We start from the raw sequence: 24,784 nt of genomic DNA, 5'->3' as shown, positions 1-24,784 counted from the left end.
ATGTCGCTGAAGGCACTGCGGATCGTGTGGCGCGTGACGGCGCTCAACTTCCGCGCGCAGATGGAGTACCGCACCGAGTTCCTGCTGATGATCGCGATCGGGGCGATCTGGCAGGTGTCGGTGATCGTGTTCGCGACGGTGCTGCTGTCGCGGTTCGCCGGGATGGGCGGCTGGGACAGCTCCGACGTGCTGCTGATCCCGGCGACACGGATGCTGGCGCACGGGCTGTTCGTCCTGTTCCTGGGACGCATGCACTGGGCCGGACGGCAGATCCAGGAAGGCCGGATCGACATCTACCTGATGCGCCCGATGCCGGTCCACCGCCAGATCCAGCTGGCGTTCTTCCCGACCAACGCGATCGGGGACCTGACGGTGGCGGCCGGCCTGATGGCGGGCGCGCTCTCCCGCAGCGATCTGGACTGGACGACGGGCCGCGTCACGTACCTGGTCGCGGCCGTACTCGGCGGCATGCTGCTGGAGGCGGCCCTGTTCACGGTCGTGGCGAGCGCGTCCCTGCGCTTCCCGGCCGCCGACCTGTGGGGCCGCTGGCTGGAGGAACTCCTCGGCACCTTCGGCAGCTACCCCCTGAACGTCCTGCCGAAGGCGGTGGGCGGCTTCCTGACCTTCGGCCTCCCGCTCGCGTTCGTCGCCTACTTCCCGGCGGCGGTCCTGACGGGCCACGGCCACACGACCGGAGTCCCCTACTGGCTCGCGGCGGCCTCACCCCTGCTCGGGCTGCTGGCGTATCTGGCGGCGCGGGTGCTGTGGAAGTGGAGCCTGCGGCACTACAGCGGGGTCAACGGCTGACGGTCCGGCCCGAGCCGCGGATCGGCGTGAGCAGGGCCGTGGCCGCCAGGACGACGCAGGTCGCTCCGGCCACCAGGGCCACGGGGGTGGTGCCCTGCTCCTCCGCGGCCCAGGTGAGGACGGCCGCGCCGACGGGGGCAGCCGCGTACTGAAGGGTCCAGAAGGCGGAGGTGACGCGGCCCAGGAGGTGTTCCGGGGTGACCTCCTGGCGGAGGGACATCGAGCAGGTGCCCGCCATGCCGGCGCAGGCGAGGAAGGCGGCGCTCAGGGCCGCGACGACCGGGACGTCGTGGGCCCGGCCGAGGCCGGCGAAGGCGAGGCCGCACACCGCGACCGAGCCGGTCCACGTCGGGCCGAAGCCGAACCGGCGGCGGATCCGGGCCACCAGCAGGGCACCGGCGATGGTGCCGAGCGCGCCGGCCGCCATGACCGTGCCGACCGTGCCGTCGTCATGGCCGAGGTCGTGTTTGAGGTGGTAGATGACCAGGTCGTTCAGGCCGAGGGTGAGGAAGCTGAAGACGAAGAGGAGGGCGGTGAGGGAGCGCAGTACGGGATGGCCGTAGAGAAAGGCGATGCCGGTGCGCAGGTCCTGCCGGAGGCCGGCCCGCCTGCCCTGCCGGTCGTCGGGTGTGTGCTTGCGGAAACGTACGAAGAACAGGCAGGAGGCGGAGATGCCGAAGCTGGCCGCGTTCACACCGACGGCCGCCGCCGGGCCGGACCAGGCCGCGACCATTCCGGCGCACAGGGGGCCCAGGACACCCGCGGCGGCAGCCGTCGCGTTCAGCCTCCCGTTGGCCTCCGTGAGGTGCCCGGTGCCGACCAGGCCGCGCACGACCGTGACGTAGCCGACCGCGAACAGCATGCCGACCGCCTCGCACAGCGGCAGCACCCCGTACAGCAGCCAGATCTGCGGGCCGGACAGCCACACCAGCGGGATCACCCCGTACAGCCCCATGCGCACCAGGTCGCAGGCGATGAGCAGCCGGCGCCGGTCCACCCGGTCGACGACCGCCCCCGCGAACACCGCCGCCACGACCGCCGCCGCCCCGCCCACCGCCGTCAGCAGGCCCATCCGCGCGACCGAACCCGTGGCCTCCAGCACCAGCAGGGGCAGGGCGATCAGCGCGAAGGAGTCGCCGAGCACGGAGAGGGTCTGGGCGGCCCAGAAGATGCCGAAGTCGCGCTGCCGCCACAGCGGACGCCCGCCGCGTAAGCCCTCGCCGGCGACGTCCCCGGCGCTGCCGGGTCCGTCCTCGCGCCGCTCCGCACCGTGCGTCATGCCGCCTCCCCCACGTCCCGCCCATCCCACCCTACGGCTGTCCGCGGCGGCGGCCCGCTGCGCGCCGGGTCCGCCCGACGCGCTGAACTCACAGGCCTGAACGGGTAACCTCGGCACCGTGAAGTGATCTCTCCGGCGGTGCTCCCCGGCGCCGCAGAAGCGAACCGATCCGTACCCGCGGCTGCCCGACGCGCGCGAGCCGCGGACGTTTCCGCATGGAGAGATCCCCATGGTGCGCGACAGCTACGCCCCCGTCCCCGGCCGGACCCCCGAGGAGACGCTGCGGGCCTTCACCTCACGGGCGACCGCCGATCCCGGCGTCGTCGGGCTCGTCCTCAGCGGCTCCCGGGTCCACGCCGGCATGCCGACGGTCCACTCCGACCACGACCTGCACGTCGTCGTCCGCGACGAGAGCGTGCCGGCCCTGGCCGCACTGGACCGCTTCCGCTCGGCCCACCTCGACCTCGTCGTCATCACCCTCGCGGAGTTCCGCACCCGTGGGATGCCCGGCCGCCCGGACAGCTTCGCGCGGTACTCCTACGTCCACGCCGAGGTGCTGTTCGACCGGCTCGACGGGGCCATCGCCCGCATCCTCGACGAGAAGCGGACGCTCGGTGCCGACGAGGCCCGGGACGCCGCCGCCGGCTGGCTCGACGCCTACGTCAACCAGACCTACCGCTCCCTGAAGAGCTACCGCGACCACCGCCCCGACCTGGGCCATCTGGACGCCGCCGAGACCGTCCCGTACGCCCTGGAGGTGCTCTTCGCGCTGCACCACCGCGTCCGGCCCTACAACAAGTACCTGCGGTGGGAGCTGGAACGGCAGCCGCTGGGCGACCCCCGCTGGGACGTGCACCGGCTCCTGCCGGTCCTGCGGCGCATCCTGGCCGACGGCGACCCGCCCACCCAGCGCGCCCTCTTCACCGGCATCGAGGAAGCGGCGCGCCGGGCCGGTCACGACCGGGTCCTCGACTCCTGGGGCGAGGACCTGGAACTGCTGCGGCGGCGCTGACGTCAGGCGTCAGTGGTCCGCGCAGCAGGGTGTCGGGTCGGGGACCTCGAAGGGGACCAGGGTGCCGCCCGCCGCGGGCATGGCGGTCAGGACGAGAGCGCCGTCGCGCCACTGCGGGCGGACGTGGTCCCGTGTCACGAGCGTCGTGCCGGGGACGGGCCGGTCCGGCGAGCCGAGGACGGTCACGCGGTCGATCGCTGACCCGGACAGCACCTCCGCGACGGTCAGCGTCCCGGTGAGCGAGGTGACGCCCGGGTAGAGGACCGCGCGCCCCACCGGGTCCGGTACGCCGGGCGACACCTCGTACCCCCCGCCCGTGAGCCGCTCCAGGGCGGTGCGCCGGAGCGGCTCCGAGGGCAGGGCGAGGGACAGGACCACGCGGGGCCGTTCGCCGCGCACCAGGTGAGTGCAGCCGAACGCGTCCTCGGGCAGGGCGAGGTCGGCCGCCAGGGCGTGCAGCAGGTGGTCGGCCGCGCGCAGTTCCCCGACCCCCGCGTCCACGGTGAGGGCGTACCGCGTCACGAGGGCAGGACCCACACCGGGTTGGTGTAGAACCACAGGTCGCGCCAGGGGTCGGCGTCGCCGACGACGTCGAGGGCCGGGCCCGCCGGGTCGACGGCCGCGCCCATCGCGCCGACGGCGGACCGGTTGCCGTCGGTGCCGCGCAGCCGGACGTACACCGGCTTCTCCACGCGGCCGAGTTCGAGGGTGAGGCGGATGACACCGGTGGACTTGCTGACGTCGTACGCCTTGACGACCTTCGCGGTCGGGGCGGTGAAGGTGTCCCGGTCGGCGACCGGGCCGGTCACATCACCCTGGATGACGTCCACGCGGGCCAGGTCGGGGAGGAAACCGGCCCAGTTGGGGCCGCCGGCGGGGGCGACCGCGACGGTCAGCGTGACCTTGGTGCCCTTCTTCACGTGCAGCGCGCCGCCGAGCGTGGCCCAGCGGCCGCCGCCCGTCACGCGTACGTCCACGGAGTCGACGAGCTGCCCGTGGTCGACCCAGACGCGGCCGGCGCGGATGCCGTCCATGACGGCGGCGTAGGAGAAGCCGTCGGCGCCCACGTGGGTGCGGCTGTACTGGCCGGGCCAGTAGTCGCCCTGGGTGAGGTCGATCTTCCCGCCGTAGACGGGATCCGGGTAGCGGCCGTCGGCGTTGAAGTCGCCGCCGGGGCCGCGCACTGCGGTGTCGGCGTAGACCTGGTGGGAGTCGGAGTTGGCGGTGATCCACCACGGCTTGCCCTCGGCGAGGAGGCTGTCCCACAGGCCGCCGACGGTGGCGGTCATCCAGTCGAAGCCGCCCCAGGTGCGGTAGCTCTCCGGCGGGTAGCCGGGAAAGGAGTTGGCGCCGGGGCTGTTGTCGTAGATGCCGCGGGCACGGGCCATGCCGAGCGGGGCGGGCAGGCCGGCGGCCTGGTGGCCGGGGGCGCCCTCGAAGCCCACGGCGATCTGGCGGCTCGCGGGGGTGGCGTCGCGCCAGGCGCGGATCTCGTGGGGGGAGTCGACGCCGCGCCGCGCCGGGTGGTTGGCGAGCATCAGCGCGTCCTTGACCTTGCGCCGCTTCACCTGGTCGTGCAGGAAGGCCAGGCCCGCGACGGCGAGAGCCTCGTTGGCCGGAGTGGAGTCGGAGGCGTTCTTGACGCTGCCGTCGTAGTCGGTCTCGAACTGCTTGAGGACGGCGACCTCGTTCCTGCCGGGGTGCACGAAGACGGTGCCGTGCTCGGCGGCCGGGATGTTCCACTCCAGGCCCTGGAAGACGAGGGTGTCCTCGTAGGCGTCGCGGGCAGCGCGGATGTCCGGGTTGACCTTCTCCACGCCGATCCTGGCGTGGGTGGCGCTGCCGTGGTCGGTGATGACGAGCCAGTCCATGCCGTGCCTGGCGCCCTGGCGGACCTGGTCGACGACGCGGTACTTGCCGTCGCTGCTGTACTGGGTGTGGATGTGGTGGTCGCCGGCGAGCCAGAGGAAGCCGTCCCTGCGGCGGCCGTCGGACGAGGCGGCGGCAGGCGTCGCCTGGGCGAGGACGCTGCCGGCCGCGAGGCCGGCGCCGAGCAGGCCGGCACGGCGCAGCAGCGAGCGGCGCGAGGCCTGTTCGGGGGTGAGGGCCTCGTCGGGTACGGAGGTGTCGAAGGCCGCGGGCAGGTCCGCCGGGGCCCGGTGCTCGTGGTCGTGCCCATGGTGGTGATGGCCGTGTGCGTGCCCGTGTCCCATGAAACGCCTCCTGTGTGCCGCTGCCGTCCGCGGCTGCCTTCCGCGGCGCATGACTGCGCCGCGTGTGGAGGATCGAGGCGAAACGTGAACGTTGAACGACTGTGGGGTGAGCAGGGGGCGGCCCGGACGCGGCGGCTCGTCCCGTGTCTCACTGTTTCCTCAACCGGCCTTGTACGCCACACTCGTCGAGATCGAAGCTGAGCCCCGTTCACGTTCTGCTCCGCCTCCTCAGACCGGAGACACCCCCCATGAGACGACTCCTCGGCACGCTCGCCGCCGCATCCCTCACCCTCACCGGCCTCACCACCGCCGACGCCACCCCCGCCGCCGCCGCGGACTCCGGCTCCTTCAGCGTCCTGACGTACAACATCGCTGGTCTGCCCCTCGGCCTCGGTGACAGCGACCCTGAGACCAACACCCCGCTCATCGGGCAGCGTCTCGGGCCGTACGACATCGTGAACGTGCAGGAGGACTTCAACTACCACGCCTCCCTGTACGCCAACGACAAGCACCCGTACCGCACGGCGACCAGCGGCGGCGCGGCCTTCGGTGACGGCCTCAACACCCTCTCGGACCACCCCTTCGAGGACTTCCAGCGGGTGAAGTGGGACAAGTGCACCGGCACCAACTGCTTGACGCCGAAGGGGTTCTCCCTCGCGCGCATGCGGCTCGCCGAGGGCGTCTACGTCGACCTGTACAACGTGCACACCAACGCCGACTCGACCGACGACGCCCTCGCGGCCCGCCGCGCCAACGTCGAGCAGCTGTCCGGCTTCATCCGGGCGAACTCGTCCGGCAACGCGGTGATCGTCATGGGCGACACCAACACCCGGTACACGCGCACCGGGGACAACATCCGCACCCTGCTGTCGCAGAACGGCCTCACGGACGCGTGGGTGAAGCTGGTCAGGGGCGGTACGCCCCCGGCCCAGGGCAGCGACGCGCTGGTCTGCGACGCGGCGGCGCCCACGGACGACTGCGAGGTCGTGGACAAGGTCCTCTACCGGAGCAGCAAGCTCGTTGACCTCACCGCCACCCGCTACCACAACGACTGGGCGTCCTTCCTCCGCTCCGACGGCAAGCACCTGTCCGACCACTTCCCGCACACGGTCGGCTTCTCCTACACGCTCAACTCCGCGCTGCGGGCGAGCGACTTCTTCGGAGGCCCGCACGGCACGGCCTTCAACGACGCGGACGACCTGCCGCCGGTCCCCTCTCCCCGCACCCTCACGCTGCGGGGCAGCGCCCGGCTGGACGCCGTGTCCCTCACCCACGACGGAGGCACGACCCTCACCCACGGCGGCACGGGCGGCACCGCGACCTCCCTGACCCTGGCCGCCGGTGAGCACCTGACCTCGGTCAAGCTGACGCAAGGTCAGAAGGACGGCCGTACGCGCCTGTTCTCGGCGGCCTTCACGACGGACCGGAACCGCAGCTTGTCCGTCGGCACGGCCACGTCCGACACGAAGACCTTCACGGCCCCCTCCGGCTGGCAGATCGTGGGCTTCACGGGCCGCGCGGGCGACGAGCTCGACAAGCTCGGGGTGGTGTACGCGCCGGTCCGCTGAGCGGGCGGGCCGACGCCGATCGGCCCCGCCCGTCCGTCCGTGGTCGGGGCCGTCGCCGAGGGGCCGGGACGTGGTCCCGGCCCTGGGCGACGGCGCACGGCACGGATCTCCGGCGACCGCGTCGCCATCGCCGAGGCACTGGCCGCCGAGCGCGGTCTCATCCTCATCCCCCCGTACGAGCACCCGCATACCGCCCGGGCCGCTGCCGGATCGACCGCAACGCCGTGGACATCCCCGTGCACACCCCGGCCGTGGCCTTCGACGCCCGCGACCGGGCCGCCTCGGGCTTCAGGCTGCTCACGGCAGGGTGGGGGGCCACCCGCGGGCACGGACCCGGCGGTGAAGGCGCCGGGCGAGCGACCCGCCGCACCGTCCGACGGCTCGTGAGACGGGTCGCGTGATCACGCAAGAGCCGCCGTGACCGACGGCGCGTGACGCCCCCACGCCACCCCTGGCGGCTACGATCGCTCCCTGCGCCCCCGGGGGCGCCGCCCCCGACTCGGCCGTCTTCGAGAGGTGACCCCCCACCCCCATGCCCAGAGCCGGTCTCACCCCCGAGCGTCTCGTCGCGGCCGCGGCCGATCTCGCCGACGAGGTCGGGTTCGAGGGCGTCACCCTCTCCGCGCTGGCCCGTCGCTTCGGGGTGAAGGACGCGAGTCTGTACACCCACGTCCGGAATCTGAAGGACCTGCGAACTCGCGTGGCCCTCCTCGCCGGTGGCGAGATGATCGACCGGATCGCGGAGGCGGTCGAGGGGCGGGAGGCCGGCAGGGACACGCTCGCCGCCTTCGCCGCCGCCTACCGGGCCTTCGCCCTGGAGCACCCCGGCCGGTACGCGGCGACGCAGATCCGGATCGACCAGCGGCTCGTCACCGGCTCCCCCGCGACGCGCCGCACGGCCGACGTCACCTACGGCATGCTCCGCGCCTACGGCCTGGAGGAACCCGACCTCACGGACGCCGTGCGCCTGCTGCGCAGCACCTTCCACGGCTACTGCGCCCTGGAATCCACCGGCGCCTTCGGCGCGCCCCGTGACGTGCAGGCTTCCTGGGACAGGGCGATCGACGCCCTGCACGTGCTGCTCCGCAACTGGCCCCGCGACAAGAGGACACCCGATGGCAGAACGAACCCGACCCGATGAGACGGCCGGTGTCATAGCCGAGACCTACTCCCTCGGCAGCGGCCCCTGGAACATGACACCCGTCACCCGGGGCGCCCTCGGCCAGATCTGGAAACTCTCCGGAAACGGCCGGTCCTGGGCCGTGAAGGAACTCCTCTTCGGCTGCGACCCGGCCCAGGTCGCCCGCGAGGCCGCGTTACGGGACTCCGCGGCGGCCCTGGGCATCGCCTCGCCCCGGCTCCACCGCGACCGGCACGGCGCACACGTCTGCCGCCTCGCCTCCCCGAGCGGCGGGTCCTGGGTGAAGCTGTACGACTGGATCGACGGCTCCGGGGCCGACGCCTCCGACCCGGAGGTCCTGGAATGGTTCGGCCGGACCATGGCGCTGCTCCACCGGGCCGGTGAGGGGGCCGTCGGCACCCCGGGCGACTGGTACGAGCGGTGCCCCGACGACGCCGGCTGGGAGGACGTCCTCAAGAAGGTGCGCGATGCCGGCCTGCCGTGGTCGGACGAACTGGGCCGGTTCATCGCCACCTCCGCGCCCCGGCTCGCCCACTGGGTGACCCCGTCGGATACCGGCGACCTGGTGACCTCGCACCTCGACCTCCAGCCCCAGAACGTCCTGGTCGGCCCCGACGGGCCGGTCCTCCTCGACTGGGACAACGCCGGACCCGTCTCGGCGGAACGGGAGTTCGCCCGCGCCCTCTACACCTGGTCCGGCGGCAACGACGTGAACATCGCCTCCGCGCGACGCCTGGCCCGGGCCTACCGCGAGGCGGGCGGCCGAGCCGTCCTCACCGGCCCGGGGTCCTTCTCGATGCTCTTCGCCACGGCCCTGAACTACATCCACGTGCAGGCCGAGACGGCCGTCGACCCCGAAGTGACGGCAGAGCAGCGCGACTTCGGGGCCAGACAGGCGCTGACCTGCCTGCGCGACCTGCCCGACCTCGCCGCCGTCTCCCTGCTGGTCGCCGCGCTCGACGGGCGGTCCTAGGTCGTGTCCGCACAGTCCCGTCGTCCGCCCGGAGGTCTTCGCGATGTCCAGGACCCGCCCGTGTCGACAACGCTCGTGATCAATACACCTGGCGGGCGGCAAGCCCCGCCACAACGGCGTAGGAAGGTGTCGCGCCCGTCGGTGCCCGGCCGGCGCGCAGGTCCGTCATCGCCTCCAGGGCCGCGCCCAGCGCCCGCCGGTACAGCAGCGAGCCGAGGCTGATGCGGTGTACGCCTGCGTCGGCGAGGTGCGGGACGGGCGGGCCGTCGGACGAGTAGAGGGTCGCCGCCGCCCCGTCGGACAGACCGGCCGCCGCGGCGGCCCCCCGACTCGTCGTCCCGATCGCCGGAAAGCCCTGCCCCGCGAGGGCCCGGGCGGATGCGTGATCCCAGGCGTTCGGCAGGAGCAGGGGCTCCCCGGCACGGTGGAGGCCGGCGAAGGCGGTCACGGCACGGCTTGACGGCTTCTGCTGCGGATCTGCGGTCATGCCCTCATGCTGGACCCGGCTCGCTTCGGCGCGGGCCGAACCGCGGCCGCAAGGCGAACCCGGCCCCGGGGGGCCTCAGCCGACGTGCACGCCGGCCCCGTCCAGCCGGACCCGCACCTCGGGCCCTTCGCTCCAGCGGACCGTCAACTCCCCGTCTCCGGAGGCGGTTGCGGTGACCGTTTCTGCCAGCGGGGCGGGATCCGCCTCGGCGGTGAGCCGGGCCAGGGCGACGAACAGCGTGGCGTCCCCGGCGGTGACACCGGTGAGGTCGTCGTCGAGGCCGACGACGGGCAGCAGTTCCGCGCGGACGCCGTCCGGTGCGCTCCAGCCGGTCACACGGACCGGCGTCCCCGGCTCCGTCCCCGCGACCAGATGGGCACGCACCTCCGCCGCCCCGCGCGCCAGCACCACACTCGTCACCCGCGCTCCCCCGCCCGCGGTGTGCCGGGACGCCGCCCAGCCCTCACCCGTGCCGAGCGGTTCGATGCCGGTGCGACTCGGGTCGCCGCCGACCAGGACGCTGTTGTCGTAGGAGTCCGCGGGTGTCGTCACGGTGGAGTACGCCAGCCGCGTGTAGTACGGGTCGTAGCGGACGTCCTCGCTGCCGTGGTTGTGGAGGCGGACCACGCCGTCGGAACGGGTGGACTGGAGCAGCCAGTTGGGAGGCCCCACGGGGGTGACGGCGTCGGCGCGTTCGGCGGGGGCGGGTTCCTCCGGTGCCGTCCAGACCTCGTGGTCCGGCGGCAGGAGCAGGCCGAGGAAGCCCTTGCTCGCCCAGTACGGGGAGGCCGGGCCCGAGTAGCCCTGAAGGACGGACGCGTCGGGGCCGTGCCAGCCGAGGGACAGCAGGCCCCGGTCGTCCACCGCGCCCCTCTCCAGGAAGTACTTCAGCGCGCCCGAGGCCAGCCGCCTGGTCTCGCCGGGGGGCAGGGGCGTACGGCCGGTCAGCGCGCCCAGCCACAGCGGGGCCGTCGTCGCGAAGCGGTACGTCAGGGAGCGGCCCTGGTGCATGGGGGCGCCGTCGCCGCCAAAGAGGCGGGCGTAGTCGCGCAGATGGCGGTCCAGGCGGTCGCCGTAGAGCGCCAGCAGCCGCTCGTCCTGCTCCAGCCAGGCGTGCAGCACCGGGTAGAGGTGCATCGCCCAGCCGTTGTAGTAGTCGTACTTGCGGCCGTCGCCGTCGGTGTACCAGCCGTCGCCGACGTACCACTGCTCGATGCGTTCCAGGCCGCGGTCGATCGCCGCGCGGGAGGCCTCCGGTTCGTGGCCGATCCCGGCCAGGAAGCCGCCCACCGTGACCGGGAAGAGCTCCCAGTTGCAGGGCCAGGGCTCGGCCGTGAGGGCGTCGGCCAGCCAGGCCGCCGTCCGTTGGCGTACGCCGTCGTCGAGTCGGTCCCAGAGCAGGTCCTGTGTGAGGCGGAGGGCCAGGGCGATGGACGCCGCCTCCACCAGGGGCTGGCTGCGGTCCTCGATGCGGGGCCAGACGCCCGAGACGCCGGCGGCGAGGCCGGTCGCGTAGCGTTCCAGGGCCTTCTCGTCGCGGCGGAAGGCGGCGAGCAGCAGGGTGCGGGCGTAGCCCTCCAGGCCGTCGGAGAGGCGCCCCGACCAGCTCGCCCGGTCGCCGGGCAGGTGGTAGAGCGCGCGGTCCTCGCTCGCGTACGGCTCGACGGCGGTGAGCAGGGAGTCGGCCGCCGCCTCCCAGTGGGCGCGGGTGTAGCCGGTGATCGGTGACGCCGTGCGGTCGGTGGGAGGCAGCTGCATCGGATGTCTTTCGTGCTGGGGCCGGTGGATACGGATCGGACCTGGAGCGCCCCGGTTCCGGTCGGGGCGCCCCAGGGGTTCATCCCACCCGCACTGTGCCCTTCGGCACCAGATGCAGGGCGACGAGTTCGTCGCGGACGAGGCCCGCGTAGGCCGTCGCACCGCGCACGGAGGTGTGCGTGTTGTCCCGCGCCTCGTTGGTGAGGTACAGCGCCTTGGAGCCTTCCGGGCCGAGGGACTCCACCAGCGCCCTGGTCTTCGCCGTGAGGTCGATCAGCGGGACGTCCTGCGCCGCCGCGACCGAGCGGGTGACGGCCGGGTGGTCGACACCGAGGCCGTTGACCAGGAGCGCGGTTCCGTTGTTCAGCGTGCCGTCCGGGTTGAACCAGCGCCGCACGACGGGAGTGACAAGGACCGGCTGTCCGCCCCGCTCCCGGACGCCCGCGACCAGGGTCTCCAGGTTGGCCCGGTAGGTGGCCTCGTCCGTGGTCTTGTCGTTGTGCGCGAGCTGGACGAGAACCAGATCGCCGGGGCGGATCAGGGGCCGTACGGTGGCCCACAGCTGCGGGTTCCCCAGATACGTGACCGTACTCTCCCCGGAATCGGCGTAGTTGGCGACGGACACGCCCTTGCGGAGGAACTGGGGCAGTTGCTGGCCCCATCCGGAGTACGGGTCGCCGGGCTGGTCGCAGACCGTGGAGTCGCCGACCAGGAAGATCTGGCGGGCGTGCCGGGCCCGGGTGACCCTGATGTCGGCGAGGGCGGGGGCGGAGCCGGCGATGCGCAGGTCGAGGCCGGGTGTGCCCTCGGGGCCGGTGGGCTCGCCCTCGGGGGTGCGGACGTTCACCGTGAAGCTGCGCGTGATGCGTTCGCCGGCCGGTGCGGCCGTCTCGGGGAGCAGGGAGCGGCGGGTCTCACCGCTGACGCTCGTGCTGGACGCCGCCTTGCCGCCGAGGGTGACCCGCACGTCGTACGTGCCCGGCGGGACGTCGAAGTGGCAGGTGCCTGCGGCGCAGTGGGTGAGACCCCGGCCTCCGCCTGCCTCGCCCGCCTGGGCGGGTACGGACGACAGCGCGGTACCCAGGGTCACCGCCGCCACGACAGCGATACTGAAACGTCTCACTCCAGGCTCCTCCCAGCACACGACCAGACCTGGAGGGGGACCGTACCGCTCCGGACAAGCGCTTTCTAGACCCCGAGCAGCATTCACCAGATCTCCGATCGCTCATCAGTGAAAGCCCTTTCGCGAAATCGATTCAAGTGTCACTCTCGCTACCGCCGCATTCCCCCCACTTTCGCAGGAGGCACCCCCATGCCCGGAGCCACGAACAGACCGGTCGGCCGCCGCACGGTCGTCCTCGCCGCCACCGCCGGTGCCGTCGGCGCGGCCCTCACCCGACCGGCGCTCGCCGCCGGTTTCGGCTGGACCGACGACGGCGCGAACTACGTCGTGGACACCGGCGCCCAACTGGTCCTCAAGGTCGCCAAGTCCACCGGCGACCTGACCTCCCTGGTCTACCGCGGCACGGAGTACCAGGGCTACGGCGGCCAGAACTCGCACATCGAGTCCGGCCTCGGCGCCTCCACCGTGAGCGTCAAGCAGTCCGGTTCCACCATCCTGATCTCCGTCACGCACGGCACGCTGAAGCATTACTACGCGGCCCGCAGCGGCGAGAACAACGTCTATCTGTGGACCGACAAGGCGGACACGTCCGTATCGGCCACCCGGTACATCGTGCGCGTGAAGAAGGGCGCTTTCCTCAACGACGAACCGGACTCCTACACCTACGCGCCCACCACCATCGAGGCCTCGGACGTCTTCCGGAAGCCCGACGGCCAGACCCGCTCGAAGCACTACTCCAAGCGACGCGTCATGGACCACGACTACGTCGGCTGGTCCGCGGGCGGCGTCGGCCTGTGGATGGTGCGCAGCAACCATGAGAAGGCCTCCGGCGGCCCCTTCTACCGCTCCCTGCTCCGCCACCAGAGCGCGGACGGCGGCGGCCTGTACGAGATCCTCTACTACGGGCAGAACCAGACCGAGGCCCAGCGCTTCGGCCTCCAGGGGCCGTACGTCATCGCCTTCACGGACGGCGGGGCACCGTCCTCGGCGCTGTACCCGGGCACGCTCACCACTCCGTGGGCCGACTCGCTCGGCATCGCGGGGTACGTGCCGGCGAGCGGCCGGGGCAAGGTGGCGGGTGTCGGGATCTCCGGGCGGAACACGGCCTACCCGTACACCGTCGGGATCGCCAACCCGTCGGCGCAGTACTGGGGTTCGGCGCGCCCCTCGGACGGCTGGTTCTCCCTGTCCGGGGTGCTGCCGGGGACGTACACGCTGACCGTCTTCAAGGGCGAACTGGCGGTGTACAGCACGCCGGTGAGCGTGTCCGCGGGCGGCACGACGACCCTGAACACGATCGCGATACCGTCCTCCAACGATCCGTCGAACGCGGCCGCGATCTGGCGGATCGGCGACTGGGACGGCACGCCGGGCGGGTTCAAGAACGCGGATCTGATGACGTACGCGCATCCGTCCGACGCACGGGCCGCGTCCTGGACCGGGAACGTGGTCATCGGCAGCGGCGAGACGGCGGCCTTCCCCTGCTACCTCTGGAAGGACGTCAACAGCGGGATTCTCGTGTACTTCCGGCTGACGGCGGCCCAGGCGGCAGCCGCGCACACCCTGCGCATCGGTGTGACGACGGCGTACGCGAACGGCCGCCCCCAGGTCACCGTCAACGACGTCTGGACCTCGCCGATCCCCGCCCCGCCCACCCAGCCGGACACCCGGTCGCTGACCAACGGTTCCTACCGTGGCAACAACCACACGTTCACGTACAGCGTCCCGGCATCCGCCTGGAAGACGGACACGAGTCAGTACAACGTGCTCAGGATCGACGTGGTGAGCGGGTCGGGGGCGAGCGGGTTCCTCAGCGCGGGGACGGCGATCGACGCGATCGACCTGCTGGCCTGAGGGCCCTCAGGACCGTCCGGGGTCTCATGTCCCGCGCGTCCACTGCTGGTTGGTGCCGCCGTTGCACGTGTACGTGATGAGCGCGGCGCCGTTGGCGGTGGACGCGCCGTTCACGTCCAGGCACTCGCCGCTCGCGCGGGACTTGACGGTCACGTACGAGCCGGTGGTGGTGAGCGACCACTGCTGGCTCGTCGCCGAGGAGGCGCAGTTCTCCTGCGTGACCGTGGTGGCGTTCTCCTGCACGCACAGGCTGCTGTTTCTGACCATCAGCTGGTAGTAACCGCTTCCGACGGACTTGAACCAGTACTTCTGGTTGGCGCCGCCGTTGCAGTCGTACTGCTTGAGCTGGGCGCCCGCCCACAGCGACTGGCTCGTGACGTCCGCGCACTTGGAGGAATGGCGGGCGATCAGCGTGTTGTAGGTGGCGCTGGTACCGGTGACCGTCCCGGCGGTCGTGTCGACGGTGACCTCGGGTGACCAGGACATGGACATCGTGGTCGAGTTGGAGAAGGTCAGCGGCAGCCACACGTACCGCGAGTCGTTGACGGTGCCGCCGAAGGAGTTGCCCCAGCGGTCGCCCATGTACAGGTACGAGGTGCCCGAGGTGCCCTGCACGGGCAGGACGAACGCGGTCTGCGAACCGTACGTCGTCGAGTCGCCGATGTTCTTCATGGCGGACCAGGGCCCGGCGATGCTGGTGGCCGTGGCGTACTGCTGCTGGTTGGGGTTCCAGCCCGTGGCGCCCGAGGTCAGCATGAAGTACACGCCGCCCCGCTTGAACAGCGCCGGCGCCTCGCGGTGGCCGCCGGGCCAGGGGTTGGCGACCAGGCTCGCGATGCCGGTGTAGTCGGCGGTCAGGCGGTAGATCTGGAGGTCGTAGTTCTCGCGGGCGGCCGAGATCATGTAGCCGGCGCCGTCCGTGTCGACGAAGACCGTGATGTCACGGGACATGTGCTGGCCGAGCGGCCGGAAGCTGCCCTTCCAGGTGTAGTTGCCGTCGACGGTGTCCGAGACGGCGACGGCAGCGCGGGCCTCGCTGTAGTCGGTGCCGTTCTCCTTGTGCATCCACATCACGAACTTGCCGGTGGAGGCGTTGTACATGACCTTCGGCCGCTCGATGTTGGCGGTCGCGAGCTCCGGGTCACTGGCCTCGGTCAGGACGTGGTTGCGGAACTCCCAGTTCTTCAGGTCGGTCGAGCGGTAGGCGTCGACGTACCGGAAGGTGTTGTCGGCGTTGCGGTGCTCGCCGAACCAGTAGTAGTAGCTGCCGACCTTGAGGACGCCACCGCCGTGCGCGTGGACGGGGTTGCCCGAGGTGTCCGTGAACTGGGTGCCGTTGGTGATGGTCTGGGGCGCGGCCTGGGCGGGACCGCCGGTGGCGAGGGCTCCGAACAGGCCCAGGCACAGGGCGAGGAGGGTCGCGTACGCACGTCTCATGTCAGTCACTCACCTTCACCGTGTCGGCGACCGGGACGCCGAAGTCGGGGGTGCCGTCGCGCTTCCAGCCGAGTTTCTGGGCGCGGGTGTGGCGGTTGGGGTCGTTCAGCGGGTCGCCGTTGATCTCCTTGTACTGCCGGGCGTGGTAGACGAGGACGTCGGTGCGGCCGTCCTCGGCGACCGTGAAGCAGTTGTGGCCGGGGCCGTACTGCTTGGTGGTGTCGTTGCTGGTGAAGACCGGGACCGGCGACTTGGTCCAGCTCATGGGGTCCAGGAGGTGGCTGTCGGCGTCAGCGGTCAGCAGGCCCATGCAGTAGTTGAAGTCGGTGGCGCTGGCCGAGTACGTCATGAAGAGGCGGCCGTTGCGCTTGAGGACGTACGGGCCCTCGTTGACCTTGAAACCGATGCACTCCCAGTCGTACTCCGGGGTGGAGAGCCGCACCTGCGGGCCCTTCAGGGTCCACGGGTTCGCCATCTCGGAGAGGAAGATGCCGGTGTTGTTGTCCAGGCCGGGCTCGTGCTGGGCCCAGGCGAGGTAGCGCTTGCCCCGGTGGGTGAAGGTGGTGGCGTCCAGGGAGAAGGTTTCCCAGGCCGTCTTGACCTGGCCCCGCTCCACCCAGGTGCCCTTGAAGGGGTTGGGGTGGGCGTTCTCCAGCACCCATATGCGGATCGCCCAGACGTCCTCGGCGGGCGCGGAGGCGAAGTAGATGTACCACTTGCCGCCGATGCGGTGCAGTTCGGGTGCCCAGATGTGGGCGCCCATGGGGCCGGTGGCGTGGGCGCGCCAGATGACGGACTCGTCGGCCGTGCCGAGGCCGCCCAGGGTGCGGGAGCGGCGCAGGATGATGCGGTCGTACTCGGGGGCGGTGGCGGTGAAGTAGTAGAAGCCGTCCTTGTGGCGGTGGATGTGCGGGTCGGCGCGATTGCGGACGAGCGGGTTCACGAAGGGGGCCGGCTTCGGGTGCCTGCCGGGCGTTTCGGCGGCGGTTTCTGCCCGGGGTGCTGCCTCGGCGACTCCGGGGAGGGCGGGGACGGCGGCCAGGGCACCGGCGGCTGCGGCGCCCTTCAGCAGCAGTCTGCGGCTGGGGGGTTCGGGCAGAGCGTGGTCGCGGTCGCGGCTCATGCGGAGGGGGCCTGCCTCTCACTGGGGGACACACGGCGTTGTCATCCGATGCGATAGCCGGGATTTCGAACACCATCTGTCATGACGAACGCCGAAAAGGTAAGGGGGTGGCACGAGGAGGTCAACGGGTCTGACGGGACGAACCCGTCCGGCGGGGTCCGGAAACAGCAGCCGCCGAATTTTCTGTTATCGCCGGGGACATGGCCCGTCTCCGAACACGTGCGCAGCCTCACCCACACCACAGCAGCGACCGCGGGCGTCCTCGCGGCGGTCGCTTCCCTGGTCTCCGCTCCCCCGGCGGTGGCCGCCGGCGCCCGGGACGTCACGGCCGACGTGCTGGCCGGCCGGGACGTGACGCTCGTCGGCGACACCGTCGTCAGCGTGCCGCCCGGGACGACGACGTACGACGGCGTGTTCCGCGGCGAGGGCACGCTCACCGTGCGCGGCAGCGGAACGCTGATCCTCACCGAGGACAGCGACTTCACCCTCCCCCGGTCCCGTCAGCGGCAGCGGGTGCGGACGGCGGGCGGCAACCACCCGTACGTCACGGTCACCCGGCCCGACCCTCCGGCGGTCACGGTCGAGCGCGGCGCGACGCTCCAGTACGGCGACGGCGGTACGACCGGCCTGATCGGCCACTTCCCGTACAACACCCCGGCGTTCCGCCTCAACCAGGACAACATCCGGGTCGACGGCACCCTCCGCCTCTCCCTCAAGAGCGCCTACAACCTGGGCACCATCAGCGGCTCGGGTCTGATCACGCAGCCCAGGTTCCTCTGGGGCACGTGGGACCTGCCGGGCACCCACTCCTTCTCCGGGGTGATCGACAACGGCACGCAGGCCAACGCCGGGCGGCCCGAGTACGCGACCTCGCTCCCCCGTGTCCGCAAGATCCTCAACCAGGGCACCTGGACGGTCGACACCCCGCTGGGCCGGACCGTCACGATGGGCATGGACTTCTACCAGCGCGAGTACGGCAGCGACATCAACGTCCAGTCCCGGCCGGGCGGCAAGGTGATCCTGACCGGCCAGTACAGCTGGTCGGACCGGGGCGGCGACACCGATCCGTCGCTCAGCGACCCGGCCCTCAACTGGACGCCCGCCCGCAAGAACGTCAACAAGCGCGGCACCAACATCAAGGGCGCGAACGTCCAGTGGGGCGACGGCACGACCGACCGGATCTTCATGCCGGGCACCGCCGAGACGGTCTACATCAACCTGCTGGCCGCCCGCTCGCGCTCCCGGCTCACCTTCGACTACAACGGCCCGGTGACGCTCGGCGCCCCCATCGGCGGCGGCAGATTCCACGACACCCTGTCGGCCCCCGGCGCCGGCGACATCGTCATCGCGGGTACTCCCGGCAACGACGTGACCTTCGCGGCCGTCCAGTACTACGACGGCTCCACGACGGTCGAGAAGGGCGCGGTCCTGCGCCTGGGCAGCGGCAAGCGAGGCGGCGACGGCGGCCTGTACACGGGCGGCACCCACGACCGGCTCGTCAACGACGGCTCCCTCATCCTGCGCAACACCCGCAGACCCCTCACCTTGTCCCGTATCGACGGAAGCGGTTCCCTCACCCAGTCGGGCACGGCCACGGCGACCCTGACGGGCAGGGCGGTGACGTACACCGGGCCGACCACGGTCTCCCAGGGCACCCTCGCGCTCCGCGGCGGAGCAACACTCGCCCACAGCAGGTCGATCCGGCTCACCTCTGCCGCCGCCAGGCTGGACGCGGGCCGGCCGGGCCTGCGCGTGACGACGACGCTGACCGGCAAGGGCACGGTGAGCGGCACGGTCACCAACGACGGGACGGTCACGACGGGCCTCACCGTCAACGGCGCCTACACCCAGAGCCCTGCGGGCTCACTGGTCCTACGGGGCAAACCGCTGACGGTGTCGGGCCCGGTCCGGCTTGCCGGAGACCTCGACGCCTCGGCTGCGCCCAAGGGCACGCGCGAGATCACCGTGCTCGACCACAGGGGCGAGGCCAGGACCTCAGGAACCTTCACCGGCCTGAAGGAGGGAGCCCGCCTGAAGCGGGCCGACACCACTTACCGCATCAGCTACCGAGGCGGCGACGGCAACGACGTCGTCCTGACGGCAGCCACCTCTCCGAGCCACTCCTCCCCCACGCCGTCCGCCCCGGCCACTGCGGTCCCCCGCAGCGCCGGCGCCTCGGAAGACGTCGGCTTCGGCTGGTGGCCCTACGCCCTCGGCTCCGCCCTGATCATCAGCCTCGCGGTACCGGTGGCGGCGCGACGGGGGCGGGGTGGTCGACGGGGTGGTCGGCACGCGGGCCGCACGCGGCAGTGACCCGGCCGGTGCTCACAACTCGGACTCCCCCCACACCACGACGTCCACCTCGTCCCCCACAGCCACCCTGCCCGGCCGGAGTACCGCGTACTTCGTGCCGAAGGCGACGCCGCCCTGGGGGGTGCGGCGGTAGGCGGCGAGGGTGCGCAGGGGTTCGGGGCCCGCTCGGGTTCCGGCGTGCTGGTCGACCAGCGTGACCGCGCAGCGGATGGCGAGTTTGGCGTAGCCCAGTTCCGCGGTGCCGATGCGGAGGCGGTGGGCGCGGTCCTCCGTGTGGGGGTCGGCCCAGCCGTCGATGACGATGTTGGGGCGGAAGCGGTCGAGGGGAAGAGGCTGGGCGCCGCGGGCGGTCAGTCTGGTGTCGAGGAGGTCGAGGGTGGAGCGGGAAAGGACGTGCAGGGCGCAGCTGTCGGCGTAGCCCGAGGTGCCCGGGGTCAGGCCGTCGGTCACCCGCTCGTGTTCCGGCGGTGTCCGTACCAGGCGGCTCCGTGCGCCGAGCAGGTCCGAGAGCCAGTCCGCTGCCTCGTCGCCCTGGTCGATGCCCTGGTAAGCGGTTCCGAACAGGTCCACTTTCCGCCGGGTGCCGGAGGTGTCCACCCGGAGGTGGAGGGGCTCGGCCTCGGGTGCGGTGAGCGTGAGGTGGTCGCCGTCGGGGGTGATCAGGGGGCGGATGACGGCCAGCAGCGGATCCCGGCGCTGCGTGCGGTACACGCCCTCCTCGCTGACGACCATGAAGCTGCGGTCGTGTGCCAGTCCGGCAGGTGTCAGCAGCGCCTCGCGTACCGACGTCCCGGCGCAGCCCTTGACGGGGTAGTACGACAACTCGACGACTCGGGCCATGACCTTCCGTTTCCGTTCCTCGGTTCAGCGGCCGCTGGGGGCTTCGGGGAACCCGAGCCGGGGAGCCAGCAGCCGGGCCTCGGCGGCCCGTTCGGCCAGGTACGCCAATGCCAGGCCCCGTTCCCGGTACCGGAGTTCGGCCGGGACGGTGCCCTCGCCGCCGTAGGCCACCTGCTCCTCGTCCGCCCGCGCCAGCATCAGTGCCGTGAGCCAGTCGTACTTCACCGCGGAGGCGCACACGCCGAGTCGTACGAGATGTTCCTCGCCCCGCCATCCGCTCTCGCGCAGGCCGTGCACGTAGGCGTCGTACGCCGCCTTGGCCAGGCCCGGCAGGTCGGCCGCGGGGACGAACAGGTCGAAGACGCAGTCGGGCAGGTAGGTGCCGAGGTCCTCGCCGAGGGCGGCGTCGCCGGTGAACGCCCAGTCGAGCAGGACACTGGTGCCGGGGCCGTCCGAGCGGAGGTTCGCCGGCCGCTGGTCGAGGTGGGAGAGGGCGCGGGGCAGCGACTCCATGACCGTGAGGAACCACGCGCGGTCGTGGTGGAGACGGACCATGTCCTCGCGCAGGCCGGGCGGGAAGTGCCGCTGGATCAGCGGGTGTCGCCACGCCTCGTCGTCGTCGAGCAGCGCCTCACCCGTCGTCTTCCCCGACGTGTGGTCACGCAGGAAACGCTGCGACAGCCACGGGGCGTCCTCCCCCGCGCCGACCGCGCCCTGCGCGGCGCCCAGGCGGTGGGCGTGGTCGACGTGACGGGACAGGGGCCAGGTGGTGGCCGGCTCGCCCGGCACGTTCTCCAGCCACAGCGCCACGTCACCGTCCGGCCGTTCGGCGTACTCCAGCAGCCGGGGCGCGCGGATGCCGTGCCGCCGCCAGACCTGGGCGAGCCCGGACCGGTAGACGTACGCCTCGCGGCGCCAGAAGTTCCAGTGGCGCGGGTCGTTGGACGCCGACCAGGCGACGCCGGTCTCCTTCGTCCGCGTCAGCACCTTCAGAACGGCCGAGCGGCCGCCGCCGCTGACCCGCCACACCCCGGCCGTGACACCGTTGAACGGGTTGTGCGGGAGCGGCTCGAACACCGCCCTGTCCGCCGGGACTCCCAGGACCTCACGTACTTCGGCATGCGCTGCAGCGACCTCGGGCATCCCCCGATGCTATGCCGCCGCCTCCGCCGTGTCCTTGCGTCCCCGCAGCCACACGTACACCGGGATTCCGGCGAACAGGAACAGCACGCCCTGGTAGACGGCCGCGTACCCGGCACCGGCGATCAGCCAGAACGAGAAGCCGAAGGAGACAACCGCGACCGTCAGGTCCCGGGCGAGTCCCGCGGGGCGATGGGGGCCCCTCCCGCCCGAGCGAAGCCGGGAGTGGGGGAGCTCGCGGGTGCCACGGGCCAGCCAGTACAACTGGGCCGCCGCCGACAGCAGGTACGGCACGCAGCCGGTGAACGTGGTGATCAGGACGAGCACGCGGAACGTGGTGTCCGGGCCGGCCGTGTAGTTGAGGGCGATCAGGAGGCTGCCGAGGACCGCGCAGGCCCACACCCCGAAGCCGGGGACGCCGCCCTTGCCGAGGCGGGCGAAGGGTGCGGGGAAGAGGCCGTCGCGGGCGGCGGCGTACGGCATCTGCGCGGCCATGAGGATCCAGCCGTTGAGGCAGCCGGTGATGGAGGCGACGGCGACCAGGGCGATGGCGGTGCCGCCCCAGCCGCCCCCGGTGATCGCGTTCACGGCGTCGGCGAAGGGGGCGCCCGAGTCGACGAGCCGGTCGTGCGGGACCAGGCCGAAGACGGCGACCGTGCCGAGGATGTAGACGAGGGCGGAGGCCAGCGTGCCGAGGACGCTCGCCCGGCCGACCGTGCGCTCGGGGTCGCGGACCTCGCCCGCGCTGACGGCGGCCGACTCGACCCCGAGGAAGCTGTACAGCAGCAGCGCTGCGGAGGCGGCGAGCGCGCCGGAGACGCTCTGCCCGGAGGCGTTGAACGGACCGAAGTTGTCCGTGTCGACGAAGAACAGGCCGATCGTGGCGAGCAGGAGGAGCGGTACGAACTTCAGGATCGTGGAGACGACCTGCACCGTGCCGACCCAGCGGGTCCCCGCGAAGTTGGCCGCGGCCGGCAGCCAGAGGGCGGCCAGGGCGACGAGGGCCTGGAGGGTGTGGTTGCCGTGCAGGGGTATCAGGACCTCGACGTAGCCGACGACCGCGACGGCCAGGGCGGCGATGCTGACCCAGCACATCGTCCAGTACGACCAGGCCGACAGGAATCCGGCGAACTCGCCGAAGGCGTCGCGCGGATAGACGTACAGGCCGCCGGTGACCGGGCTGCGCCGCGCCAGCCTGCCGAAGAGCAGCGCGAGGAGGACGGCGCCGACCGAGAGCACGAGGAAGGCGAGCAGGCTGACGGTGCCGTACGGAGCGACGGTGGCGGGCAGGGCGAAGATGCCGCCGCCGATGATGTTGCCCATGACGAGGGCCGTGGCGGCGGCGAGGCCGAAGGTGCGGCGGGGCGGCGGGGTCACGGCGGCGGTGGTGGCCGTGTCCGGCTCGGGGGACTCGGGGCCGGTGGCCTCGGCGGGGCGGGGGACGGTCATGGGCGTTCCTGTACGAGCGGAGGGGGAGGGCCGTGATCGTAACCCGCTGTCCCACATGCTGGTCGATCTGTTCATACACCGGACACACTCGGCTGGGGTCCGCCACGGTTCCTCGACTACCGTCGTCGCATGACCAGCACCCTCACCCTCGCCGAAGCCCTCGCCGCCGGGACGGTCGTCCTGGACGGCGGCATGTCCAACCAGCTCGAGTCGGCCGGGCACGACCTGAGCGACGAGCTGTGGTCGGCGCGGCTGCTCGCCGAACAGCCGGAGGCGGTGACCGAGGCGCATCTCGCCTACTTCCGGGCGGGCGCGGACGTGGCGATCACCTCCAGCTACCAGGCCACGTTCGAGGGGTTCGCCCAGCGCGGGATCAGTCATGACCGGGCGGCCGAACTCATGGCGCTGAGCGTGGAGTCGGCCCGGGAAGCGGCCCGGCGCGCGCGTGTCTCGCGGCCCCTGTGGGTGGCGGCCTCGGCCGGTCCGTACGGGGCGATGCTCGCGGACGGCTCGGAGTACCGGGGACGCTACGGGCTGAGCGTGGACGAGCTGGAGCGTTTCCACCGGCCGCGACTGGAGGTGCTGGCCGCGGCACGGCCCGACGTTCTCGCACTGGAGACGGTCCCGGACGCCGACGAGGCCACGGCCCTGCTGCGGGCGGTGCGCGGGCTCGGGGTGCCGGCCTGGCTGACCTACTCCGTCGCCGGTGGCCGCACGCGGGCCGGGCAGCCGCTGGAGGAGGCCTTCGCCCTGGCCGCCGAGGCGGACGAGGTGATCGCGGTCGGGGTGAACTGCTGCGCGCCGCAGGATGTGGAGGCCGCGGCGGCGACGGCTGCGCGCGTCACCGGCAAGCCGGTCGTCGTCTACCCCAACAGCGGCGAGACCTGGGATGCCGGGGCACGCGCCTGGACCGGCCGCTCCACCTTCACCGCCGGCCAGGTGAAGGGCTGGCAGCAGGCGGGGGCCCGGCTGATCGGCGGCTGCTGCCGGGTCGGGCCGGAGGGGATCTCGAGCATCGCGGGGACGCTGAGGGCGGCGTAGAGCGAACGGCACCCCGTCGTCTTCCGCGGTCCGCGCAGACCCCTCCTCCGTCTCCTCCTCCGCTGCTAGCCTCCCGTGGGAACCGGTTGCTACGGCGTTGCCGCGGTTCCCGAGGGGGTGGGCGCGGACCGGCGCCCGGGCGAGACGAGGCAGGCATGACGAGGAAGAGCGGGGACGCGAGCCGCAGCACCATCCGGGACGTGGCGGCGCGCGCGGGAGTCTCCGCGTCGACGGTGTCCCGGGTGCTGGGCGGGGTGTATCCGGTGAGCGCGGCGACGCGCGGGCGCGTGATGCGGGCGGTCCGCGAGCTGGACTACGTGGCGGACGCCCGGGCGAAGGCGATCGCGGGCGTCGGCACGCCCACGCTCGCCTTCGTCCTGGAGGACATCACCGGCCCGTCGTTCGCGCACATGGCCCACGGCGTGGAGCGCGAGGCGACCCGGCTCGGCCATCTCTGCCTGGTGTGCAGCACGGAGGGCGACGTCCGGCACGAGCTGGAGTTCGTCGAGATGATGCGCGCCCAGCGGGCCGCCGCCGTGATCCTGGTCGGCGGCACGGCCGACACCCCCGAGTACCGCGAACGCACCCACCGCATGGCCGACTCCCTCGCCTCGGCCGGTTCCCGCCTGGTCCTCTGCGGCCGGCCGCCGCTGGACCCGGGCGCCCCGGTGACGGTCATCGAGTACGACAACGAGGGCGGCGCCTACACCCTGGTGGCCCATGTGCTCGCGCAGGGCCACCGCCGGGTGCTGTACCTCGGCGGCCGGGCGGACCACACCACGGCCCTGGGCCGCGAACGCGGCTACCTCGCCGCACACCGGGCCCGTGGCCTCACCCCCGACCCGTCCCTCGTCCTGCACGGCGACTTCACGCGGGACGCCGGCCACCGCCTGATGCGGCAAGCGCTCGAGGAGGGCCTGGAGTTCAGCGCGGTGGTGGCGGCCACGGACATGGTCGCGGCGGGTGCCCTCACCGCCCTGCACGAGGCGGGCCTGACGGTGCCGGACGACGTCTCCCTCGCCGGCTACGACGACATCCCGTTCGCCCGCGACCTGCACCCCGCCCTGACGACGGTTCACGTCCCCTACGAGGAACTCGGGCGCCTCGCCGTCCGCACGGCCCTGGAGCACACCGCGGGCGCCCCGGACGAACACCTGCTGCTGGGCACACACGTGGTGGTGAGGGACTCGGTGGGCCCGCCCCGGTCGCGCTGAGGGCCGGCGCCG

General features: G+C 72.3%; 20 protein-coding genes. 9 read left to right on the top strand and 11 right to left on the bottom strand.

Annotation, left to right across the window (positions count from 1 at the left end):
* Positions 1 to 807, top strand: coding sequence for an ABC transporter permease (locus ACIRDU_RS06580; RefSeq protein WP_403575444.1), 807 nt, complete (start codon positions 1 to 3; stop codon positions 805 to 807).
* Here the strand turns inward: ACIRDU_RS06580 and ACIRDU_RS06575 are convergent.
* Complete coding sequence (locus ACIRDU_RS06575; RefSeq protein WP_403575442.1) at positions 797 to 2,086, bottom strand: MFS transporter; 1,290 nt, start codon at positions 2,084 to 2,086, stop codon at positions 797 to 799. The two genes, ACIRDU_RS06580 and ACIRDU_RS06575, sit on opposite strands and share 11 nt — an antisense overlap.
* A gap of 229 nt (positions 2,087 to 2,315) precedes the next feature.
* Here ACIRDU_RS06575 and ACIRDU_RS06570 point away from each other — a divergent pair, with 229 nt between their 5' ends.
* Complete coding sequence (locus tag ACIRDU_RS06570) at positions 2,316 to 3,098, top strand: hypothetical protein (protein WP_403575440.1); 783 nt, start codon at positions 2,316 to 2,318, stop codon at positions 3,096 to 3,098.
* Between the two features lie 9 nt (positions 3,099 to 3,107).
* Here the strand turns inward: ACIRDU_RS06570 and ACIRDU_RS06565 are convergent, their stop codons facing one another.
* Together ACIRDU_RS06565 and ACIRDU_RS06560 are read right to left on the bottom strand one after the other, a co-directional pair.
* Positions 3,108 to 3,635, bottom strand: a complete 528-nt coding sequence (locus ACIRDU_RS06565) for a hypothetical protein (RefSeq protein WP_403575438.1) — start codon at positions 3,633 to 3,635, stop codon at positions 3,108 to 3,110.
* Positions 3,617 to 5,311: a PHP domain-containing protein gene (locus ACIRDU_RS06560; RefSeq protein WP_403575436.1), complete on the bottom strand. Its 1,695-nt coding sequence runs from the start codon at positions 5,309 to 5,311 to the stop codon at positions 3,617 to 3,619. The genes ACIRDU_RS06565 and ACIRDU_RS06560 overlap by 19 nt, the downstream gene beginning before the upstream one ends.
* 248 nt (positions 5,312 to 5,559) lie before the next feature.
* On the opposite strand from ACIRDU_RS06560, the gene ACIRDU_RS06555 reads away from it, so the two are divergent.
* The 3 genes from ACIRDU_RS06555 (at position 5,560) to ACIRDU_RS06545 (ending at position 8,993) form a co-directional block, all read left to right on the top strand.
* Positions 5,560 to 6,879: a jacalin-like lectin gene (locus ACIRDU_RS06555; protein ID WP_403575434.1), complete on the top strand. Its 1,320-nt coding sequence runs from the start codon at positions 5,560 to 5,562 to the stop codon at positions 6,877 to 6,879.
* A 532-nt stretch (positions 6,880 to 7,411) separates the two neighbouring features.
* Positions 7,412 to 8,020, top strand: a complete 609-nt coding sequence (locus ACIRDU_RS06550; RefSeq protein WP_403575432.1) for a TetR/AcrR family transcriptional regulator — start codon at positions 7,412 to 7,414, stop codon at positions 8,018 to 8,020.
* Positions 7,995 to 8,993, top strand: a complete 999-nt coding sequence (locus tag ACIRDU_RS06545) for a phosphotransferase enzyme family protein (RefSeq protein ID WP_403575430.1) — start codon at positions 7,995 to 7,997, stop codon at positions 8,991 to 8,993. Before ACIRDU_RS06550 ends, ACIRDU_RS06545 begins: the two co-directional genes overlap by 26 nt.
* Positions 8,994 to 9,072: 79 nt before the next feature.
* Here the strand turns inward: ACIRDU_RS06545 and ACIRDU_RS06540 are convergent, their stop codons facing one another.
* The 3 genes from ACIRDU_RS06540 to ACIRDU_RS06530 form a co-directional block, all read right to left on the bottom strand.
* Positions 9,073 to 9,480 carry an isocitrate lyase/phosphoenolpyruvate mutase family protein gene (locus ACIRDU_RS06540; RefSeq protein ID WP_403575428.1) on the bottom strand — a complete coding sequence of 136 codons (408 nt, stop codon included), beginning with the start codon at positions 9,478 to 9,480 and terminating at the stop codon, positions 9,073 to 9,075.
* A gap of 75 nt (positions 9,481 to 9,555) precedes the next feature.
* Positions 9,556 to 11,238, bottom strand: a complete 1,683-nt coding sequence (locus ACIRDU_RS06535; RefSeq protein ID WP_403575426.1) for a DUF2264 domain-containing protein — start codon at positions 11,236 to 11,238, stop codon at positions 9,556 to 9,558.
* 79 nt (positions 11,239 to 11,317) lie between these two features.
* On the bottom strand, positions 11,318 to 12,361 hold the full coding sequence (locus tag ACIRDU_RS06530) for a rhamnogalacturonan acetylesterase (protein WP_403575424.1): 1,044 nt from the start codon (positions 12,359 to 12,361) through the stop codon (positions 11,318 to 11,320).
* A gap of 189 nt (positions 12,362 to 12,550) precedes the next feature.
* Here ACIRDU_RS06530 and ACIRDU_RS06525 point away from each other — a divergent pair, with 189 nt between their 5' ends.
* Positions 12,551 to 14,215 carry a rhamnogalacturonan lyase B N-terminal domain-containing protein gene (locus ACIRDU_RS06525; RefSeq protein WP_403575422.1) on the top strand — a complete coding sequence of 555 codons (1,665 nt, stop codon included), beginning with the start codon at positions 12,551 to 12,553 and terminating at the stop codon, positions 14,213 to 14,215.
* A 24-nt stretch (positions 14,216 to 14,239) separates the two neighbouring features.
* On the opposite strand, the gene ACIRDU_RS06520 is transcribed toward ACIRDU_RS06525, so the two are convergent.
* The gene (locus ACIRDU_RS06520) at positions 14,240 to 15,652 is read right to left on the bottom strand and encodes an RICIN domain-containing protein (protein WP_403575420.1); all 1,413 of its coding nucleotides are present in this window, start codon (positions 15,650 to 15,652) and stop codon (positions 14,240 to 14,242) included.
* 1 nt (position 15,653) lies between these two features.
* Positions 15,654 to 16,775, bottom strand: coding sequence for a family 43 glycosylhydrolase (locus ACIRDU_RS06515; protein ID WP_403575418.1), 1,122 nt, complete (start codon positions 16,773 to 16,775; stop codon positions 15,654 to 15,656).
* Between the two features lie 219 nt (positions 16,776 to 16,994).
* On the opposite strand from ACIRDU_RS06515, the gene ACIRDU_RS06510 reads away from it, so the two are divergent.
* A complete protein-coding gene (locus ACIRDU_RS06510) occupies positions 16,995 to 19,088 on the top strand; it encodes an autotransporter-associated beta strand repeat-containing protein (protein ID WP_403575416.1) in 2,094 nt (697 codons plus the stop codon).
* A 12-nt stretch (positions 19,089 to 19,100) separates the two neighbouring features.
* On the opposite strand, the gene ACIRDU_RS06505 is transcribed toward ACIRDU_RS06510, so the two are convergent.
* The 3 genes from ACIRDU_RS06505 to ACIRDU_RS06495 are packed head-to-tail and all read right to left on the bottom strand — an operon-like array spanning position 19,101 to position 22,517.
* The gene (locus ACIRDU_RS06505; protein ID WP_403575414.1) at positions 19,101 to 19,928 is read right to left on the bottom strand and encodes an MOSC domain-containing protein; all 828 of its coding nucleotides are present in this window, start codon (positions 19,926 to 19,928) and stop codon (positions 19,101 to 19,103) included.
* Positions 19,929 to 19,952: 24 nt separating this feature from the next.
* Positions 19,953 to 21,071: an aminoglycoside phosphotransferase gene (locus ACIRDU_RS06500; protein WP_403575412.1), complete on the bottom strand. Its 1,119-nt coding sequence runs from the start codon at positions 21,069 to 21,071 to the stop codon at positions 19,953 to 19,955.
* Positions 21,072 to 21,080: 9 nt separating this feature from the next.
* The gene (locus ACIRDU_RS06495) at positions 21,081 to 22,517 is read right to left on the bottom strand and encodes an APC family permease (RefSeq protein ID WP_403575410.1); all 1,437 of its coding nucleotides are present in this window, start codon (positions 22,515 to 22,517) and stop codon (positions 21,081 to 21,083) included.
* Between the two features lie 129 nt (positions 22,518 to 22,646).
* On the opposite strand from ACIRDU_RS06495, the gene mmuM reads away from it, so the two are divergent.
* Together mmuM and ACIRDU_RS06485 are read left to right on the top strand one after the other, a co-directional pair.
* Complete coding sequence (gene mmuM / locus ACIRDU_RS06490) at positions 22,647 to 23,558, top strand: homocysteine S-methyltransferase (protein WP_403575408.1); 912 nt, start codon at positions 22,647 to 22,649, stop codon at positions 23,556 to 23,558.
* A gap of 155 nt (positions 23,559 to 23,713) precedes the next feature.
* Positions 23,714 to 24,772 carry a LacI family DNA-binding transcriptional regulator gene (locus ACIRDU_RS06485; protein ID WP_403575406.1) on the top strand — a complete coding sequence of 353 codons (1,059 nt, stop codon included), beginning with the start codon at positions 23,714 to 23,716 and terminating at the stop codon, positions 24,770 to 24,772.
* The last annotated feature ends 12 nt before the right edge of the window (positions 24,773 to 24,784 follow it).

The organism is Streptomyces sp. NPDC093598, assembly GCF_044764825.1.
GTDB lineage: Bacteria > Actinomycetota > Actinomycetes > Streptomycetales > Streptomycetaceae > Streptomyces.
Note: the sequence above shows the minus strand (reverse complement) of the source record. Positions and strands in the feature narration are given on the sequence as shown.